Below are 18,563 nucleotides of genomic sequence, written 5' to 3' on the forward strand. Positions count from 1 at the left end.
CACCAAAGCGTTTCGAACGCGCGCACTGACCGGTTCCTTTGACGCTTCCTCTTGAAAACCCGAGTGCGCCTTTGCAGGACACCGGATTTGCAAACGACCGATACATTGGCAAAATGCCGCAACAATGTAACGTGGAAGGCCCGTCATGAAATACTCTCCCGGCATTGAGCCAAGCCCGCTTCCCTATTCTCCGTTCAAGAGCTGCACAGTCCCGCGCCCGATCGGGTGGCTGTCGAGTGTGAGCCGGGACGGTGTCGAGAACATCGCCCCCTACAGCCAGTGGCAAAACCTGACGTTCGATCCCCCGATGGTGATGTTTTCGGCCAACCAGTATCCCGATGGCCGACGCAAGGACACGGTGATCAATGCCGAGGAAACGGGTTGGTTCGTGTGGAACATGGCCACCTATGACCTGAGAGAGGCGGTCAACCTGAGCGCGATGGCGCTGCCGCCGCAGGAAAGCGAGTTCGACCGGCTGAAAGTGACCCGCGAATATGCCGACAACGCCCCGATACCGATGGTGAAAGAGAGCCCGGTCAAGTTCGAGTGCCGATACATCAGCACGCATCGCCTGAGGGGGAATTCCGATGTCGGCACGATTGATGTCGTCTTTGCCTCGGTCGAAAAGATCCATATCGACGATGCGATCATCACGCCCGATGGCAAGCTTGACATAGCAAAGGTGCGGCCGATCGCGCGGATGGGCTATTTCGACTATGCCGTCATCACCGAGACCTTCGAAATGCGGGTCCCGGGGTCCGACTCGGCGGCGCAGGCGGGGCTGGAAGGGCGCGCGGGCTGAGCCCTAGCCATTGGACGCCAGGACACAGTCCCATTCGCTGCCGTCAGGATCGGGGTCACGATATATGGCATTGTCGCCCTTGATCCAGATCGAGCGGCCAAAGCTGGCCTCGTATCGTGAGCCCGATCCGGTCGGCACCAGCGACCCGGTATCGACGCTGTCGCCGCGTTCGAAGCGCACGCTGGGCAATTCGGTGGCGTAGAAATAGGTCGCCACCTCGTTCGCCGGATTGCCGCCGCAGGCCCAGAAGGCGATGCCGGCCGGCTCCTCCAGCATCCAGCGGGCCACCAGCTCGCCCTCGCGCCGCAGATAGCTATCGGCGATACAGGTACGCAAATCGTCCGCCTTCCAACACTCGTCGCGGCCCTTGATCCAGCCGCGCTGTTCGGCGCGCAGTGACTGCTTTGCCCGCTCGGCGCCAGTGTCCAACCCCTCGACCACGTCGAGCGCGGCGACATAGCGCGCGGTGACCAGCCGGTCGAGCCGGGCCAGATCGGCATCCTGGCAGATCAGTTGCTCGGCGTCACTCTGCGCCTTGGAACAATCGAAGGACGGGCCTTCCTGGGCAAACGCCGGGGCGGCCAGCAGAAGGCAGGCGGCGAAAAAGGCGCGCATGGCGTCTCTCCTGAATGGCGAACTCGAAATCGCCATTAGTCTAGCACACCATCACCACGGACCAAAACCGGCGTCAGCGCCCGCCGCGCAGTTTGCGCAGCCCGATGATGACGGTTTCGATCTGGCCCAGGCCCGGATTGTCGCGCAGATGGATGGCCCGGCAGGCCAGCCGCATTTCGGGGGCGCCGCGCACCGCGTGCAACCGCCCGCGCCGCAGCGGACCGCCCACCATCGTGTCGGGGAAGTACCCCACGCCGCCCCGCCGCATCAGATAGCGCAGGCCCATCGCGGCATTGCCCAGAACGATATGCTGACGGCTGCCGGGCGGCATCACCTGCTGCCAGAGCCGGTCGTATTCGGCGCAGAACTCGAGGTTGATGAAGAGCGGCATCTCGTCCTGCCCGAGGGTAAGGGGCCGGTCAGATACCAGCGTCAGCCGCTCGTCGGGCAGGTCGGTTACCTCGATCCCCGGCTGCGTCGGTCTGTCATGCACCAGCGCGAGGTCGACAAGGCGTTCGGCCACCGCCACCCCCATGTCGAGCGCGTGGTCATAGTTCAGGGTGAAGGGGACGACGCCCTGTTCCTGTTCCAGCCAGACCGCCATGTCGACCAGAAGCGCATCCCAGAGCGACAGCTGCGCGCCCAGCCGCAAGGCGCCGCGCGCGCCGGGTCCGGCGGCCATCTCGGCGGTGACAAAGCTCCAGGTCCGCAGCATCTGCTCGGCATGCGGGCGGAACCGTTGGCCCGCGAGGCTGAGCCTTGTTCCCGCCGGTCCGCGCTCGAAGAGCGCGACCCCCAGCGCGGTTTCCAGCGCCTTGATGCGGGCGCTGACGGCGGTCTGGGTGATGTTGAGCGCCCGGGCAGCGGCGTGGAAACTGCCGGTCTCGGCAATGGCGAGGAAAGTCTCTAACGCGGCGATCTGCATGGCGAAACATTTTTCATATCAGTCTGAGCAAATCAATTCGTTTTTCTGCTCAGATTCGCTCTGCTACCTTTGCCCGAAGCAGACACGAAGGGAATCCGCCATGCTGGACAAATCGCAAAAGCCCACCTGGACCAGTTTCGAAGAGGCCACCCAGGCCGATTGGGACGCGGTGATGGAGTATGAAGAGGCCTATAACGCCGCCCTGCCCGATCGGATACTGGATGCGATCCGCTCGTTGGACGAGGCCTGGACCCCCTACCCGATCAACCGCTATCAGCACTCGCTTCAGGCCGCGACGCGCGCCCATGCGGATGGCGCCGAGGACGAGATCGTGGTGGCGGCGCTGGTGCATGATGTGGGCGACATCCTGTCTCCCTACAACCACGGCGAACTGGCCGCTGCGATGATGAAACCCTATGTCAGCGAGAAGTGTTACTGGATCCTGCAACATCACTGCGTGTTCCAGGGGTATTACTACAACCACTACTGGGGCGGCGACCGTAACGCGCGCGACAAGTATCGCGGCAGTCCCTATTGGGAGGATGCGCGCTACTTCTGCCATGAATACGACCAGTGCGCCTTTGACCCGGACTATCCGACCAAACCGCTGGAGTTCTTCGAACCGATCCTGCGGCGAGTGCTGTCGCGCGGCGGCGGTCACATGGAGTTGAACGAAACCGCCGCCGACTGAGGTGACGGAAGCGCGCTCTTTGGTCGTTCAAGGTCAGGAAAACGACAGGGAGCGCGATCATGAGAACCGCGATACTGATGGCCGCGATGGCGATGGCTGCGGTCCTGGAACAGCTGAAGCTGGAGGGATCCGGCCTGTTCTGAGCCGCGCCACGCGCAGCGTGGCGCCTGGCCCAACCGGGGGTGGCGCATCTGCGATGCGCGGCCCCCGGGCGGGAGCGCCTCCTGCGGCGAAATGGCCCGACGGAAATCGGCCGGCCCTGCGTTCAGTCTCCAGGTGCATGTCTCAAGGAGAGTCCAGAATGCGACTGCTTGTCCTGTCTTCCGTCTTTGTCCTGACCGCAACGGCAACCCTGGCCCAAGGCGTCCCCGGCGCCCATTTCATCGAGAACTGGGACATGGATGGCGACGGCCGGATCACCCCCGCCGAGATCAGCGAGAAACGCGCAGAGATCTTTTTCATGTTCGACCAGAACGAGGACGGCCAGCTCGACGCGGCCGAATACGATCTCTTCGACGAAACCCGCCGCGCCGATATGGAGGCCAGTGGCGGTGGGTTGAAAGGACCGATGGCCAAGGTCGACCAGGCGATGGACCGCAACTTCAACGATGGTGATGGCGACGGCGCGGTCTCGGCAGATGAATTTGCCGCGCGGGATGCCGAGTTCTTCCGGATGATGGACCACGACGGCGACGGCGCCATCGCACCGGCCGATTTCAAGCGCGGCGGTTAGGCAGGTTCGCGCCCCCGGCCACGGCGCTGCGCCGCGCAAAGCGCGGCGCCGGGCCCAACGGGCGGGGGCGCATCTGCGATGCGCAACCGACGGGCGGGAGCGCCCGCTCAGCCGCCTTCGGGGCGGTGCGCGAAAAAGCGGGTCAGGATGAAGAGCGCGCCCGCCAGCAGGGCCGGCAGCACGAAGATCTTGAACACGAACACCGCCAGGAGCGCCACGTAGCTGCCCACCAGATCGTCGGCGCGGGTCCAGAGGTTCTGCGCCAGTTCCTGGTAGCGCCCCGCCTCTCCCAATGTCTCTCGCATCGTGTCCCACCAGCCGCCCGCCTGCTCCGGTACCGGCGCGCCGACCGAGGCGGTGATCTCGGCGATAATGGCCTGATGCCGCGCCAGCACATCCGCCGTCAGCCAATCGGCCAGCCAGGCCGACATCACAAAGGCCAGCGGCAGCGCCAGCAGGAAAAACCCGCCATACCAGGCCAGCCGCCGCGACAGCACCGACACCACATCGCGCGGCCCCAGCACCCGGTCGATGATCCAGAGCAGCGACGCCGCCGCGATCATGCCGCCGCCCACCGCGCCCACCGGCCCCATGGCCACGGCGAGGATGCCGGTCGCCAGCATCAGGTTGAACACCACGGCGGCGATCCGTTCCACCGTGTCATCCACCGGCTCCAGCACCCGGAGCGGCTGCGCGGTGCCCGAAACCACCAGCGCGCTGCCCGAGACCTCGACCTCTTGCGCGGTCGAGAGCACCGCGTTCAGCGTTCTCAGCGTGACATAGGTCGCGGCACTCGCCGTGGCGACCGAAGTGGCATAGCGCTGTGCCGCGTTGGCCAGCGGGTTCTGCCTGTAGAAAAACGCCGCGCCCAATGAGAGCGCGGCGATCAGGATCAGCCAGATCAAAGAGATCCGGCGCGGTTCAGCCGTCCTTGCGGATGGTCTCGTTCTTCGGGTCGTAGGGGCTGTCGCAGGTGACGGTTGCATCCCAGAGCTTGTCCAACATCTTGACCTGGAGCCTTGTGCCCTCGACGGCCAGTTCGGGACGAACGTAGCCCATGCCGATGGACTTGCCAAACGCCACCGAATAGCCGCCCGAGGTCAGGCGCCCGACGCGTTCGCCTTCGGGGGTATAGAGCGCCTCGCGGCCCCAGGGGTCGGCATCCGACGGGCCGTCGATCAGGAGGGTGCAGCACTTGGCGCGCACGCCGGTCTCGATCAGTTTCGCCTTGCCGTGGAACTCCTTGTCGAGATCGACAAAGCGCGGCAGATCGGCCTCGAGCGGGGTTGCGTCGCGGCCCAGTTCGGTGCCGAAGGCGCGATAGCTCTTCTCCTGGCGCAGCCAGTTCTGGGCGCGAGCGCCCACCAGCTTCATCCCGTGCTTTTCACCGGCTGCATTCAGCAGGTCCCACAGGTAGTTCTGCATCTCGATCGGGTGATGCAGTTCCCAGCCCAGTTCGCCGGTATAAGCGACGCGGATCGCGTTCACGGGGCACATGCCCAGTTCGATCTGACGGGCCGACAGCCAGGGGAAGCGCTTGTTCGAGAGGGCGGTTTCGGGATCGGCGTCCTTGATCACCTCTTTCAGCACATCGCGCGATTTGGGTCCGGCGATGGCGAAGACGCCCCACTGGGTGGTGACATCCTGGATCTCGATATAGCCGAACTCCTCCATCTTGTCCTCGGCCGCCTTGCGCAGGAAGTCGGCGTCATATTCGGACCAGGCCCCGGCGGAGACGAGATAATAGTTGTTCTCGCCATTGCGGACGATGGTGTATTCGGTGCGGGTGGTGCCAAGGGTGGTCAGCGCATAGGTCAGGTTGATCCGGCCCACTTTCGGCAGCTTGTTGCAGGTGAACCAGTCAAGGAAGGCCGTCGCGCCGGGACCCTTGACCACGTGCTTGGTAAAGGCGGTGGCGTCGATCAGGCCCACGCCTTCGCGGATCGCCTTGGCCTCTTCGACGGCATATTGCCACCAGCCGCCACGGCGGAAGCTGCGCGCGTCATGGTCGAAATTCTCGGGCGCATCGAGGGGTCCGTAATAGTTGGGGCGCTCCCAGCCGTTGACGAAGCCGAACTGCGCGCCGCGCGCTTTCTGCCGGTCATAGGCGGGCGCGGTGCGCAGCGGGCGGCAGGCTTCGCGCTCTTCATCCGGGTGGTGCAGGATATAGACGTGGCTGTAGCATTCCTCGTTCTTGCGCGCGGCAAACTCGGTGGTCATCCAGTTCGAGCTGTAGCGCTTGGGGTCGAGGCTGGCCATGTCGATCTCGGCCTCGCCGTTGACCATCATCTGGGCCAGGTAATAGCCGGTGCCGCCCGCGGCGGTGATGCCGAAGGAGAAGCCCTCGGCCAGCCACATGTTTCTGAGGCCCGGCGCCGGGCCGACCAGCGGGTTGCCGTCGGGCGTGTAGCAGATCGGGCCGTTGAAGTCGTCCTTGAGGCCACTATCGGCACAGGAGGGCACGCGCTCGGCCATCGCCATGTACTGATCGGCGATCCGGTCGAGATCGAGCGGGAAGAGATCCGCCCGGAAACTGTCGGGCACGCCATATTCGAACCGTGCGGGCGCGCCGTGTTCGTAGATGCCCAGAATCCAGCCGCCGCGCTCCTCGCGGGCATAGGATTCGTTGTCGGCGTCGCGGACCACGGGGTGCTCGGGGTTGCCCGCCTCGCGCCATTTGACCAGTTCCGGGTCCTTGTCCATCACGATGAACGTGTGTTCGACCGGGATCGCGGGCATCTTGATGCCCAGGAGTTTCGCGGTGCGCTGCGCATGGTTGCCCGATGCGGTCACCACATGCTCGGCGGTGATCACCACCTGTTCGTCGGAGGGCACCAGGTTGCCGCCCTGCTCCACCATCTTGGTGCAGGTGACTTCCCAATGGGTGCCGGTCCAGTGGAAGGCGTCGGCCTGCAACTTGCGCACGATATCGACGCCGCGCTGGCGCGCGCCCTTGGCCATGGCCTGGGTCACGTCGGCGGGGTTAATATAGCCGTCCTCGGTGTGATAGAGCGCGCCCTTCAGATCGTCGGTGCGGATGAGCGGCCAGCGTTCCTTGATCTGGTCGGGGCTCAGCCATTCGTATTTCACGCCGCAGGTCTCAGCGGTCGAGGCATAGAGCATGAACTCGTCCATGCGGTCCTGGGTCTGCGCCATGCGCAGGTTGCCGACCACGGCGAAGCCTGCGTTCAGCCCGGTTTCCTCTTCCAGCGTCTTGTAGAAATCGACCGAGTATTTGTGGATATGGGTGGTCGCATAGGACATGTTGAACAGCGGCAACAGGCCCGCCGCGTGCCAGGTCGAGCCGGAGGTCAGCTCGTCCCGCTCGATCAGCATGACATCGTCCCAGCCCGCCTTGGCCAGGTGATAGGCGATCGAGGTACCGACGGCACCGCCGCCGACGACCAGTGCTTTGACTTGGGTTTTCATTGGACCGCTCTCCGGGTTGAGTCTCTTTGGCATGGTTTATGCCGAAGCCCGGCCCTGCAAGCCAAGTTCATCCGACGCAAAAACGCGCAAAACCGACCTCTGCCCAGACAACGCCCGGCGCTCTGGGCCGACACGTGGTTCCATTTGAGTATTTTGGGCGGAATGAAGGACCATCACCGCTTCATTCCGCTACAAATACTCCCTCCGGTGGGTCGGCTGCCGTCTGAGAGAGATCAGAGAATCTTGCCCGGGTTCATGATGCCAAGCGGATCGAGCGCGGCCTTGATTGCCGCCATGTAGCGCGGGGTCTGGCCCAGCTCGCGACTCAGGTATGCGCGTTTGCCCTGGCCGATCCCATGCTCGCCCGTGCAGGTGCCGTCCATCGAGATGGCAAGCTCGGCCAGCCAGGCGGTAAAGTCCTCGGTCTTTGCCACCTCGGCCGGATCGTCCTTGTCGATCAGGGGAGAGATGTGGAAATTGCCGTCGCCCACATGGCCGACCAGCGGCGCGAAAAGGCCCAGTTCCTCGGCCTTGGCGGTGGCGGCGTTGACGCAATCGGCCAGCCGCGAGATCGGCACGCAGACATCGGTGGCCAACGCCGTGCGACCCGGGCGCAGTTGCAGCGAGGCCCAGTAAAACTCGTGCCGCGCCTTCCAGAGCCGGTTGCGTTCTTCGGTCGAGGTGGTCCAGGCGAAACCGCTCCCCTCGTTCTCTTCGGCGATGCTGCCGAAAAGTTCGGCCTGTTCGGCGACGCCCGCCTCGGACCCGTGGAACTCCAGCAGCAAGAGCGGCGTTTCCGGCAGGTCGAGCTTGGAATGGGCGTTGACCGCCTGCACCGCGATCACATCCAGCAGTTCCATCCGCGCCACCGGGATGCCGAACTGGATCGTCGTCATCACCGCCTGACAGGCGGCATCGACCGTCGGGAAGGAGCAGCGGGCGGCCGAGATCGCCTCGGGGATGCCCTGCAGTTTCAGCGTAATTTCGGTGATGATGCCCAGCGTGCCCTCGGCCCCGATCATCAGCCGGGTCAGGTCGTAGCCGGCCGAGGTCTTCTTGGCCCGTTGCGCGGTGCGGATCACCTCGCCGTCTGGCATCACCACTTCAAGCGCCAGCACGTTGTCCTTCATCGTGCCATAGCGCACCGCGTTGGTGCCGCTGGCCCGGGTCGAGGCCATGCCGCCCAGCGAGGCATTCGCGCCGGGGTCGATCGGGAAGAACAGGCCCTGATCGCGCAGATGGGTGTTGAGCTGTTCGCGGGTGACGCCGGGCTGGACCACGCAGTCGAGATCGCTGGCGTGCACGGCGAGGATAGTGTTCATCTGCATCAGATCGACCGAGATGCCACCGGCGGGGGCGTTCACATGCCCTTCGAGCGAGGTGCCGGTGCCAAAGGGGATCACCGGCACCTTGTGTTCGGCGCAGGTTTTCACGATCTCGGACACTTCGGCGGTGGAGGTTGGAAAGACCACCGCATCGGGTGGCTGGTTCTCGATCCAGGTGGTGGTGTGGCCATGCTGCTCGCGGATCGCTTGGCCGGTCTGTACCCGGTCGCCGAAGCGCTGTTTCAGGATACCGATCACGGTTTCGATGCCGGTCTCGTTGCGCGGCAATGCGGTGATCTGAGCCATGTCCGTCCCCCCTTGACCCCGGCGGGCCAGCCCCGCCAAGGTTCATGTGTTAAGTAGAGAGCCGGGGGCTGGCGGGTCAATACCCACTAACCCCGACCGGTTCATTCGCCCAAGGCGATACCTTCGCGGCGCGGGTCGGCGGCGCCCTTGAGGGTTTCACCGATATCGATGGCGTGCAGGCCCGAGGTCAGCGCCCGCACCGAGACCTTGTAGCCGAGGCCGGTCAGCGCCTCTTCCATCGCCGCCGCATCGGTGCCCTCTTCCAGATCATAGGTGCCGAAGCGGTTGACCAGATGCGGCGCGTTCAGCGCCTGTTGCACGTTCATGCCCCAATCGGCCCAGGCGATGATCGCACGGGCGACATAGCCGATGATGCGACTGCCGCCGGGCGAACCGATGGCCAGCACCGGCTTGCCGTCCCGCATGACGATGGTGGGCGCCATAGACGAGCGCGGGCGCTTGCCCGGCTCCAGCCGGTTGGCGATGGGCACGCCATTGTCATGGGTCTGGAACGAGAAATCGGTCAGCTCGTTGTTGAGCAGGAAACCGTTCGTCATCAAGCGCGAGCCAAAGCCGTTTTCGATAGTGGTGGTCATCGACAGCACGTTGCCATACCGGTCCACGATCGAGATATGAGAGGTCGAAGGCAGTTCGAGTGAGACATCATCGGCCCAGTTGGACGCATGGTCGAACTCGGGGTTGCCGGGGTCTGCGCTCTCCAGCGCGTTGGGGCCTGCCAGCAACTCGCTGCGCGATTTGAGATAGTCGGGATCGACCAGACCCTTGGTGGGTATCGGGACAAAGTCGCTGTCGGCCATGTAGCGGCCCCGGTCAGCGAAGGCGAGGCGCGAGGCATCGCCGATCAGACGCCAGCTTTCGGGATTTTCCGCGCCCAGCGCCGCCAGGTCATAGGGCTCCAGCAGGCCGAGGATCTGGCCCACGGTCAGCGCCCCCGACGAGGGCGGTCCCATGCCGCAAACCTCAAAGGCGCGGTAGCTGGCGCAGACCGGCTCGCGCTCGATCACCTGGTAAAGCGCAAGATCGGCGCCGGAGAGGACACCGGGATTGCCCTCGGCATTGCGGACGGTGCGCACGATATCGGCGGCGATGGGGCCGCCGTAAAAGGCGGCCGATCCTTCGGCGGCCAGCGCCCGCAGGGTGGCGGCATAAGCCGGGTTCTTCAGCGTATCACCGGCCTTGATCGCGGTGCCACCGGGCAGGAAATAGGCCGCCGTTTCGGCAAAGCGTCCGAGCCGTTCGGCGTCTTCCGCGACCAGACCGGCAAGGCGGGGCGAAACGGTAAAGCCATTTTCGGCCAGCCAGATCGCATCGCCAAACAGCGAGCCCCAATTGGCCTGACCCCAACGGCGGTGCGCCTCTTCCAGCAGGGCGGGCGTGCCCGGCGTACCGACAGAGAGGCCACCAACCACCGCGTCAAAGAATTTCAGCGGTGCGCCGGTGTCGTCCTGAAACAGGGTCGGCGTTGCTTCGCGCGGGGCGGTTTCGCGGGCGTCGAGCGTGGTCATCTGACCGGTGTTACCATCATACCAGACCAGAAAGGCTCCGCCGCCGAGCCCTGAGCTTTGCGGCTCGACCAGACCCAGCACGGTTTGCACGGCCACCATCGCGTCGGCGGCGGTACCGCCATGGCGCAGCACATTGCCCCCGGCCATCACCGCCAGCGGGTTGGCCGCCGCGACCATCCAGTTCTGCGCCTCGACCGGCTGGCCCGCCTCCTTGGCCGCCTGCGCGGCCTCGACCACGGCCGAGAACGGCCTGACCTGACCAATTGCCGCCCCTTCGGGGGCCACCGTGTCGGCCTCTTGCTGCGCCAGAGCGGGCCCTGCTGCAAGCACCGAAAGCCAGAGGCCCGCCATCATACCCGTTCGCATCGTCACTCTCCCTGCTGTCGCGTTACCGCGTTCATCCTGACAGCGATGCGGGGACGATACAATCTAGGGCTGTTCAACTCTTTCCGCCCGGCGGATCAGAGCATCGCGGGTACCACCTGATCGGGTGGCCGGTGACCGTCGGCGAAGGTCTTGATGTTGATGATCACCTTCTCGCCCATCTCGATCCGGCCTTCGAGCGTGGCCGAGCCCATATGCGGCAACAGCACGACATTGGGCAATTCGCGCAGGCGCGGGTTCACTTGGGTACCGTGTTCGTAGACGTCCAGCCCCGCCCCAGCGATATCGCCCGCACGAATCATCCGGGTCAGCGCATTTTCGTCGATCACCTCGCCACGCGAGGTGTTGACGAGAACGCCAGAGGGTTTCATCAGCTTGAGCCGCCGCGCATTCATCAGGTGAAAGGTCGAGGGGGTCGATGGGCAGTTGACCGAGATCACATCCATCCGGGCGATCATCTGGTCGAGGCTTTCCCAATAGGTCGCCTCAAGCGATTCCTCGATCTCGGGGCGCAGGCGGCGGCGGTTGTGATAGTGGATCTGCATGCCAAAGGCGCTGGCGCGGCGGGCCACGGCCTGACCGATGCGGCCCATGCCAAGAATGCCCAGACGGCGCCCGCCGACGCGACCGCCCAAGAGCGCGGTGGGCGCCCAGCCGGTCCATTCGTTCTTTTGCATCACCGCCAGCCCTTCGGGGATGCGGCGGGTGACGGCGAGAATCAGCGCCATGGTCATGTCGGCGGTGTCATCGGTCAGCACGCCGGGCGTGTTCGACACCAGCACCCCGCGCTGTCGCGCGGTGGCCACGTCAATGTGATCGACGCCCGCGCCGTAATTGGCGATCAGCCGCAGCCGCTCTCCGGCCTGGGCCAGCAGACCGGCGTCGATCTTGTCGGTCAGGGTCGGCACCAGCACATCGGCCGAGCGCATGGCCGCGGCCAGCTCGTCGCGGGTCATCGGCGTGTCGTCATCGCGCAGACGGACATCGAAAAGCTCGCTGAGGCGGGTTTCGACCACCTCCGGCAACCGTCGCGTTACGACAACACTCAGACGTTCTCTTGGCACTTGAGCTCTCCCACAGCTTTCAAACGGTCACGCGCCATGGCATCGTGGCGCAGGAGAAGGCGGGGCACAAGAACCCCATGCGCAAATGACGCAGCCTTTTTTCGAGAGACAGGCAAACATACTGGCAGGCAAGCAGTGACAGGTTCATTCAGTTTCAGGCGCCCGATGGTGGCGGCAATTTTCGCGGTTTCGCTCGTACTGTCCCAGGGCGCGCGGGGCGAAGAGGAAAAGCGCGGGGCGGTGACCAACCTTCCCGTACCGCGTTATGTTTCGATGAAGACATCCGAAGGCAACGTGCGGCGCGGACCGTCGCTGACCCATCGGGTCGACTGGGTGTTCAAACGCCGCGACATGCCGTTGCAGATCACCGCCGAATACGGCCATTGGCGCAAGGTGCAGGACCGCGAAGGCGCCGGCGGCTGGGTGCATTACGCGCTTCTGTCGGGCGCGCGCACGGTGCTGGTGGAAAAGGACATGATGCCGGTCTACGACCGCCCCGACACCAATTCGCAGATCGCCGCCCATTTCGAGACGGGCGTGGTGGCGCGGCTGGGCAGTTGCACGGCGGACTGGTGCCGGATCACGGCGGGCGGCTATCGCGGCTGGGCGCTGAAATCCAACCTCTGGGGTGTGGACCCGGACGAGATCCGGGACTGAGCCCCGTCAGCCGGTGCGGGCGATGAAATCGAGCGTGTGGCGGACAAGATCGTCGCCCACGTCCTCTTGCAGGAAGTGACCCGCAGCGGGCAACACCGCATGCGGTTGACCGGCGGCTCCGGGGCAAAGTTTCTGAAACACCCGATCGATCCCGGCCATGACCTTGTCCTCGGCGCCGAAGAGGGTCAGCACCGGCGTGTCCAAGGTACGGATCACCTGCCAGGCGGCGCGGTTGGCGGGGGCCTCTGGGTTGTCAGGGCCATCAGGCACCAGCATCGGGAATTGGCGCGCGCCCGCCTTGTAGGTCTCGTCCGGGAAGGGCGCGTCGTAGGAGGCGACCTCCTCCTCGGTCAGTTTGCCGACTGTGCCGCCATATACGATGCGCCCGGCACGGAAATCCGGGACCGACTGGCTGAATTCGCGCCAGGCGCGGAAGGCGTCGTTCATCGGCTGATCGCCGGTTGGCAGCGCGGTATTGGCGATCACGATCCGGGCAAACCGGTCGGGCATCGCGGCCCAGAGCCGGAGCCCGATCAGCCCGCCCCAATCCTGGCAGACCAGGGTGATGCCGCGCAGGTCGACCCGGGTCAACCAATCGCTCATCCAGGCGACATGGCGGGCATAGGTATAGTCCGATCGCTCTGCCGGCTTGTCGGATTTGCCAAAGCCGATCAGGTCCGGCGCCACCGCGCGGAACCCCTTGGCCGCGAACTGCGGGATCATGTGGCGATAGAGATAGGACCAGGTCGGCTCGCCATGCAGCATCAGCACCGGTGACGCATCGCGCGGCCCCTCGTCCACGTAGTGCAGCCGGAGATGGCCGCCCTCGGTATCGTCGATCTCTACGTAATGCGGGGCAAAGGTGTAGTCCTTGAGTCCATCGAACCGGTGCTCTGGTGTGCGCAAGATCTGCATCTGTCGTCCTCCCTGCCCCCAAGCCTAGCCTTTGCCGTCGATCCCGCTAGGGTGAACGTGACGGAACACATGGGAACTCGATCATGAAAGCCATTACCTATCGCGCCTTTGGACCGGCCTCCGAGGTACTGACACTCGAAGAGGTGGAGCCGCCCCGCCCCGGCGCGGGCGAGGTGCTGGTAGATGTGGTGCTGTCGGGGGTGAACCCGTCGGACGTGAAGGCGCGGGCCGGGGCACGGGCCGGAGTCACCGAACTGCCCTATCCGGTGATCGTGCCGCACAGTGACGGGTCGGGCGTGATCTCGGCCGTGGGCGAAGGGGTCGATCCGGCGCGGATCGGTCAGCGGGTGTGGCTGTGGAACGGGCAATGGCGGCGGGCCATGGGCACCTGCGCCGAACAGATCGCCCTGCCCTCGGCCCAGGCGGTGCCGCTGCCCGCAGGCGTGAACCTGGAGACGGGCGCGGTGCTGGGCATTCCCGGCCTGACCGCATCACATGTGGTGTTTTCGGGCGGGCCGGTCGCGGGCCAGACGGTGCTGGTGCATGGCGGCGCCGGAACGGTCGGGTACCTGGCGGTGCAGCTGGCCAAATGGGGCGGCGCGCGGGTGATCGCCACCGCCGGTGGCAGCGCGGCGGACCGGGTGCGCGCGGCGGGTGCCGACGCGGTGCTGGACTATGCCGAACCGGACCTCGCGGCGGCGATTCTGGACGCCAACAAGGGCCAGCCGGTGGATCGCATCGTCGAGGTGGAGTTTGGCGTGAACGCCGCCACCGATGCCGCCGTGATCGCCGAGAACGGGCGCATCAACGCCTATGGCTCGGCCAAGGCGATGGCGCCCGAACTGCCCTTCTACCCGCTTATGTTCAAGGCGGTGACCCTGGAGATGGCGCTGGTCTATCTGCTGACCCCATCCCAGCGCGCTGCGGCCATAGAGCAGTTGCATGCGGCCTTGGCCGACGAAGCGCTGCGGATTCCGGTGCAGCGAACCTATGCATTGGGAGAGAGCGCCGCCGCGCATGAGGCCGTCGAAATGGGCGGTCGCCACGGCGCGATCCTGGTCGCAACCGCGCCCTGAAAACAGGCGTCAAAAAAGTGAGCGGGCGGCGGAGATTTTTTGCCACCGCCCCTTGCGTTGCCGAAACAGGTTGCGTAGATAGCCGCTCACCGTTGGGGTGTAGCCAAGTGGTAAGGCAACGGTTTTTGGTACCGCGTACCGTAGGTTCGAATCCTACCACCCCAGCCACTCACTTACCGAAATCGAGACCACTGAAGGTTATCCTTCGATATCTGCGTGATTTCCGCGGGTTACGCGGAGGTTTCTGTGGCGCAGACAGGAACCGGGCCTTTTGAAGGGGCGCAATCCGGCGATAGTCTGCGTGCAGGGTTTCGGCCATACGCGGTGTACCCAATAGAACTCCCACGGGAACTTTTTCCCGGCTCCGCCTGTCCCAGGACCGGGATCGTCCAACAGAACTCTGAGCGACCGCTCTTTCAAGGAGCAGTCATTCGCCAATCGCGGTGCCATGTCCGCGTTGCGGACAGAGTGTGAACTCGCTGTGGCGCAGCATAGCCTCTCAGCTTTCCGGGATGAACCGGGTTTTGGACGGATCGGGACTCCATTGGGCAGAGCAGTCGAGCCGGTTTCGTTCGGTTTTTGCCATCGACACCGTCATGTTGGAACCGGCGGCGCACGCAGCCGCTGGATGGCCGCGAGGATACGACTGAACAGAGCGCCGTTAACGGCAACATCGGTAAGCTGGAACGTAATGGCGCGGGCATGTCCGACGACCCGCGCGCCGATTTTGATCAGCCGAGTTTGCAGGCTGGTCAGCGACCAGTCAGCCATCTCCTCCGGCAGATCTGCGCCTTGCAGGAAGATGCCGAGATTGTACGCCAATGCATGAAGCTGTAGCCGCACCTCGTTCTGCGCCATGCCCTTGCAGGACAGGCGCGTCCAGTTGATCGCCTGCTTGCCTTCCCTGATGTGCTGTTCGGCGGTGCCACGCTGATTGTAGAAGTGGATGATCCAGTCCGGTTCCATCGGCAGGTTGGTGACGACAAAGCCGACACGGGGAAACAACTCGCCCGGATGCCATTCCACCTTGGCTACAACACGGCGCGGTTTGTCCCAGGATGCCGCCTGATACTCGAAGTCCCCGAAAAGGCGGCGGACATGGCTGGGCGGACGGCCTTGCAGGACTTCAACCTGCCGAAGCTTCGATACGATCTCTTCGGGCTTCTCTCGTTTTCCAGCCATCGCTGATCCTCCAATTTATGGGACAGACTATCCCAGTTGGTGGACCACTCTCAGGGGGTTACTCCAATGCTTCCCGTTCCTGACCTGCAAGCCGTAGGGCCGCCTGCCCAAGAATTCTCAAGCAGTGCGGGCGGTCGAAAAAGAAAAACGGGGTATAACTACTTTCTCGGAAGCCCCGCCAAATGCGTGGACCGATCAGCCAGACATCAAGATCCTGGAACAAACCCTCGTAGGCAAAGGTGGTCATGCGGTCACATTGCTCTGGATGATCAAATACCCTGACGATCCCGATGAGGACGACGAGCTTCTACCGGAGCTTGGGTCGCCAAGGTTTCGGTAGAGTCGAGCAAAATCGACAGTCCTGTTTTTGGCCAGCACCTCCCTGTTATCCCCTGACGCATTCCCTGATACGCTGTGGAGAAGTCCCTGTTTCTGCTGAACAGGGAAATTTGCACTAATCCACGGAAATTGTGCAAGAATCCAAGGGCGAAATGGCCAAAGGAGGTCCGAAAGCAGCGGATTTCCCTGTAAATTCCCTGTAAAACAGGGATTTTGAGCCGAGACTGGATAGCTCAGGACTGGCAGCACAGCCATCTTTCTCAGGTAGAAAAAGCAAGTACTGAGGCCGCTGCCGGAGCGGCTCACAAGCTTCTGGTTTTGCTGCATTATCTTCCCGACAGAAGGGCTTCGGCGCTGTGGGCGCTATCCAGCCCTATGATGCCGAACGATCCGCTTCGATATCCCCACCAGCGTCGGGGAGCGCTGCCTCAGATCCGACCGGAACGAGGCGAGAGAGGTCGTTTGCTATCCTGACAGCGCCGGATAGCGGGCCGAATCCATAGCCAAGGCCAATCAGGTCGGCAGGGGTGCGGGTGGCTGCCCGGAGCGCGTCCCCGGGCGGAAGGCCAACGCTTTGCACCATTGTCCGCACCGCTGTCGTGAGGTCCAGATCCGCCCCTGCCAGGGTTCCATCCGCAAGCGTCAGGATCCCGTTCCGGCGCCGGATCAGGCGCCCGCCCAGTTCGAATTCGACGGCGTCCGAACCGGCAACCGCCATGGCATCGCTGACAAGGAAAATCCGGCCTGGCCCGGTTTTTGCCTGCCAGGCCGCGCGCATCGTTGCGGGATGCACATGCACCGCGTCGGCGATCAGCCCGGCAGACACGCCACCGCTGGCAAGGGCCGCGCCGACCAGGCCGGGTTCGCGGTTACCGAGCTGGCTCATGGCGTTGAAGAGATGGGTGACACAGCGCGCGCCCGCCGCGAAATACCGCTGACAGGTCTCGAACCCTGCGTCGCTATGGCCGAGCGAGACCAGTACTCCGGTCCGTGCGAGGGCTCTCACCTGATCCTCGGTGACGGACTCGGGCGCGACGGTGATCTTGAGGACGGGCAGCGCCTGCGCGGCCTCAAGCAACATCTGCACGTCGCCCGCCTCCATCGGCCGGATCAGGGCGGCATCGTGCGCCCCCTTGCGTGCGACCGACAGATGCGGGCCTTCGAGGTGCAGGCCGACGATCCCCGGCACGCGCTCGGCAATGGCCGCGCGGGTGGCGGCAATGGCGGCGCGGGTGATCTCGGCCGTATCGGTGATGAGCGTCGGCAGCAGCGCGGTGACGCCCAGGCCGCGATGTGCCCTGGCCATGCGGCGGAGCGTCTCCACCGAGGGATCGGCGTTGAACAGGATGCCGTCGCCACCGTTGACCTGAAGATCCACGTAACCGGGAAACAGGATGTCGCCGCCAAGGTCTACGTCCTGACCGGTGCGGGGTGCCTCGGCCTGGGGTCCGAGAAAAGCGATTTGCCCGTCCTCGAAGCGGGCGGCGTGCCCGTCGACAAGCTGTGTCCCGTCGAATATCCGACCGTTCCTGAATGTGATGGCAGCTCTGCTCATACCGTTTCGGTCACCTTGTTGAGGTGGCGGGGCTTGTCGGGGTTGATCCCGCGCGCCAGGGCCACCGTTTCAACCATGGCATAAAAGGACACGATGGCCGGGATCGGGTCGCAGAGCCAGTGACCGGTCCGCACATGGGGCAGCGTGGTCGCGCGGGATACCTTGTCGGTCACGGCAAAGACCCTGGCGCCCTTGGCCGCCAGCGCGTCGGCGGTTTCGGCGAGGCTGGCCTCGGCCTTGTCGCGGGCGGCAAAGGCAATCACCGGAAAGTCGCTGTCGACGATCGAGACCGGACCATGAAGCACTTCGGCCGAAGAGTAGCTTTCGGCATGGATAAGGCAGGTTTCCTTGAACTTGAGCGCGGCTTCGTTGGAGATCGCCCAGGACGGGCCACGGCCGATGGTAAAGAGCGAGCGGCCGTCCATGGCCGCCGCCGCCGCCGACCAGTCGCAGTGCGTGGCCTGATCCAGTTGTCCGGGCAGCGCATGAATGGCGGTGACGAGATCGGCATCCTGCTGCATCTCGGCCAGGAACCACAGCCCGGCCACCAGCGAGGTGACAAAGGTCTTGGTGGCCGCAACGCTCAACTCGGGCCCGGCATGGATCGGCAGCGTGGCATCGGCCACCCCGGCCAGACGTGAGCCCGCATCATTGGTGATGGCGACGGTCAGCGCGCCATTGGCGCGCAGCGCCTCGGTCAGGCGCACAATGTCGGGGCTCTGGCCCGATTGCGAGACGGAAATGCCGACCGCGCCGCGCGCATCCAGTTGCACACCGTAGATCGAGTTGACTGACGGACCGACCGAGGCCATCGGGCGGCGCAAGACAAGCTCGCTGGCATATTTGAGGTAGGAGGCGGCATGATCGGAAGACCCGCGCGCGACCGAGATGAAATAGCGGGGATCGGCGGCGCGCGCCGCCGTGGCGGCGGTGCGGATCGCCTCGCCGCCCTGGCTCAGCAGCCGTTCGACGGCTGACGGGATTTCGCGCACTTCCCGGTGCATCAGGGTCGGTTCGGGTGACATGTCGTTCAGCCTTT

General features: G+C 64.6%; 16 protein-coding genes, 1 tRNA gene and 1 pseudogene. 6 read left to right on the forward strand and 12 right to left on the reverse strand.

Annotated features, from left to right (window positions below; genetic code table 11):
* Window positions 1–145: 145 nt before the first annotated feature.
* On the forward strand, window positions 146–802 hold the full coding sequence (locus tag OE747_RS05355) for a flavin reductase family protein (protein ID WP_263827578.1): 657 nt from the start codon (window positions 146–148) through the stop codon (window positions 800–802).
* A gap of 3 nt (window positions 803–805) precedes the next feature.
* Here OE747_RS05355 and OE747_RS05360 read toward each other — a convergent pair whose 3' ends face one another.
* Together OE747_RS05360 and OE747_RS05365 are read right to left on the reverse strand one after the other, a co-directional pair.
* Window positions 806–1,417, reverse strand: a complete 612-nt coding sequence (locus OE747_RS05360) for an MliC family protein (protein WP_263827579.1) — start codon at window positions 1,415–1,417, stop codon at window positions 806–808.
* Window positions 1,418–1,490: 73 nt separating this feature from the next.
* Window positions 1,491–2,342: a LysR family transcriptional regulator gene (locus tag OE747_RS05365; RefSeq protein ID WP_263827580.1), complete on the reverse strand. Its 852-nt coding sequence runs from the start codon at window positions 2,340–2,342 to the stop codon at window positions 1,491–1,493.
* Between the two features lie 100 nt (window positions 2,343–2,442).
* Between OE747_RS05365 and OE747_RS05370 the strand changes: the two genes are divergently transcribed.
* Complete coding sequence (locus tag OE747_RS05370; protein WP_263827581.1) at window positions 2,443–3,033, forward strand: HD domain-containing protein; 591 nt, start codon at window positions 2,443–2,445, stop codon at window positions 3,031–3,033.
* 301 nt (window positions 3,034–3,334) lie between these two features.
* Window positions 3,335–3,766 (forward strand): EF-hand domain-containing protein, encoded by a 432-nt coding sequence (locus OE747_RS05375; RefSeq protein ID WP_263827582.1) that lies wholly within the window; start codon window positions 3,335–3,337, stop codon window positions 3,764–3,766.
* 107 nt (window positions 3,767–3,873) lie between these two features.
* Here OE747_RS05375 and OE747_RS05380 read toward each other — a convergent pair whose 3' ends face one another.
* From OE747_RS05380 to OE747_RS05400, 5 genes are all read right to left on the reverse strand, one after another.
* Complete coding sequence (locus tag OE747_RS05380; RefSeq protein WP_263827583.1) at window positions 3,874–4,671, reverse strand: hypothetical protein; 798 nt, start codon at window positions 4,669–4,671, stop codon at window positions 3,874–3,876.
* A gap of 16 nt (window positions 4,672–4,687) precedes the next feature.
* The gene (locus OE747_RS05385; protein WP_263827584.1) at window positions 4,688–7,195 is read right to left on the reverse strand and encodes a GcvT family protein; all 2,508 of its coding nucleotides are present in this window, start codon (window positions 7,193–7,195) and stop codon (window positions 4,688–4,690) included.
* A 233-nt stretch (window positions 7,196–7,428) separates the two neighbouring features.
* Complete coding sequence (locus OE747_RS05390; protein ID WP_263827585.1) at window positions 7,429–8,826, reverse strand: FAD-binding oxidoreductase; 1,398 nt, start codon at window positions 8,824–8,826, stop codon at window positions 7,429–7,431.
* Window positions 8,827–8,927: 101 nt separating this feature from the next.
* Entirely contained in the window at window positions 8,928–10,718 is a 1,791-nt protein-coding gene (gene ggt, locus OE747_RS05395) for a gamma-glutamyltransferase (RefSeq protein ID WP_263827586.1), read from the reverse strand.
* Window positions 10,719–10,813: 95 nt separating this feature from the next.
* The gene (locus OE747_RS05400) at window positions 10,814–11,800 is read right to left on the reverse strand and encodes a 2-hydroxyacid dehydrogenase (protein ID WP_263827587.1); all 987 of its coding nucleotides are present in this window, start codon (window positions 11,798–11,800) and stop codon (window positions 10,814–10,816) included.
* A gap of 165 nt (window positions 11,801–11,965) precedes the next feature.
* On the opposite strand from OE747_RS05400, the gene OE747_RS05405 reads away from it, so the two are divergent.
* Entirely contained in the window at window positions 11,966–12,457 is a 492-nt protein-coding gene (locus tag OE747_RS05405; RefSeq protein WP_263827588.1) for an SH3 domain-containing protein, read from the forward strand.
* A gap of 6 nt (window positions 12,458–12,463) precedes the next feature.
* Here the strand turns inward: OE747_RS05405 and OE747_RS05410 are convergent, their stop codons facing one another.
* A complete protein-coding gene (locus tag OE747_RS05410; protein ID WP_263827589.1) occupies window positions 12,464–13,372 on the reverse strand; it encodes a haloalkane dehalogenase in 909 nt (302 codons plus the stop codon).
* Window positions 13,373–13,455: 83 nt separating this feature from the next.
* Here OE747_RS05410 and OE747_RS05415 point away from each other — a divergent pair, with 83 nt between their 5' ends.
* Both OE747_RS05415 and OE747_RS05420 read left to right on the forward strand, forming a co-directional pair.
* Entirely contained in the window at window positions 13,456–14,448 is a 993-nt protein-coding gene (locus tag OE747_RS05415; RefSeq protein ID WP_263827590.1) for an NADPH:quinone reductase, read from the forward strand.
* Between the two features lie 93 nt (window positions 14,449–14,541).
* Window positions 14,542–14,616, forward strand: a tRNA-Gln gene (locus tag OE747_RS05420).
* A 426-nt stretch (window positions 14,617–15,042) separates the two neighbouring features.
* Here the strand turns inward: OE747_RS05420 and OE747_RS05425 are convergent.
* The 4 genes and pseudogenes from OE747_RS05425 to OE747_RS05440 form a co-directional block, all read right to left on the reverse strand.
* Window positions 15,043–15,564: pseudogene (locus OE747_RS05425) on the reverse strand (transposase); the annotation flags it as partial.
* Window positions 15,565–15,688: 124 nt separating this feature from the next.
* The gene (locus OE747_RS05430; protein ID WP_263827591.1) at window positions 15,689–15,877 is read right to left on the reverse strand and encodes a hypothetical protein; all 189 of its coding nucleotides are present in this window, start codon (window positions 15,875–15,877) and stop codon (window positions 15,689–15,691) included.
* Window positions 15,878–16,342: 465 nt separating this feature from the next.
* Complete coding sequence (gene nagA / locus OE747_RS05435) at window positions 16,343–17,524, reverse strand: N-acetylglucosamine-6-phosphate deacetylase (protein ID WP_263827592.1); 1,182 nt, start codon at window positions 17,522–17,524, stop codon at window positions 16,343–16,345.
* Complete coding sequence (locus tag OE747_RS05440; protein ID WP_263827593.1) at window positions 17,521–18,549, reverse strand: SIS domain-containing protein; 1,029 nt, start codon at window positions 18,547–18,549, stop codon at window positions 17,521–17,523. Before OE747_RS05440 ends, nagA begins: the two co-directional genes overlap by 4 nt.
* Between the last annotated feature and the right edge of the window lie 14 nt (window positions 18,550–18,563).

The organism is Ruegeria aquimaris, from assembly GCF_025751555.1.
GTDB classification, from domain to species: domain Bacteria; phylum Pseudomonadota; class Alphaproteobacteria; order Rhodobacterales; family Rhodobacteraceae; genus Ruegeria_B; species Ruegeria_B aquimaris.